At 48.0% G+C, this 371-nt stretch carries 2 tRNA genes; both read left to right on the top strand.

The features are described from left to right. The first annotated feature begins 112 nt into the window (after positions 1–112). Positions 113–189, top strand: a tRNA-Met gene (locus ABS917_RS18855). Positions 190–280: 91 nt separating this feature from the next. After that, positions 281–357: transfer RNA gene (locus tag ABS917_RS18860), tRNA-Asp, on the top strand. Positions 358–371: the final 14 nt, after the last annotated feature.

The following is a 371-nucleotide window of genomic DNA, read 5'->3' on the forward strand; positions in this document are numbered from 1 at the left end:
GTCAACACAGGCATAATACTGCAATAGTATAACATAATTTTGCAAAATTTGTTGACAAGCCTTTTTTCTTTTGTTAATATAATCAAGCGCGATTGAATGAATCAAGCGATATGGCGGCGTAGCTTAGCTGGCTAGAGCGTCCGGTTCATACCCGGAAGGTCACTGGTTCAAGTCCAGTCGCCGCTACCAACATGGGATCATAGCTCAGCTGGGAGAGCACCTGCCTTACAAGCAGGGGGTCACAGGTTCGAGCCCTGTAGCGCCCACCATTTTTTTATACGGCCTGGTAGTTCAGTTGGTTAGAATGCCAGCCTGTCACGCTGGAGGTCGACGGTTCGAGCCCGTTCCAGGTCGCCATTTTTTTGTTAAAA

It is taken from the genome of Solibacillus sp. (assembly GCF_040273735.1).
Taxonomy (GTDB): Bacteria; Bacillota; Bacilli; order Bacillales_A; family Planococcaceae; genus Solibacillus.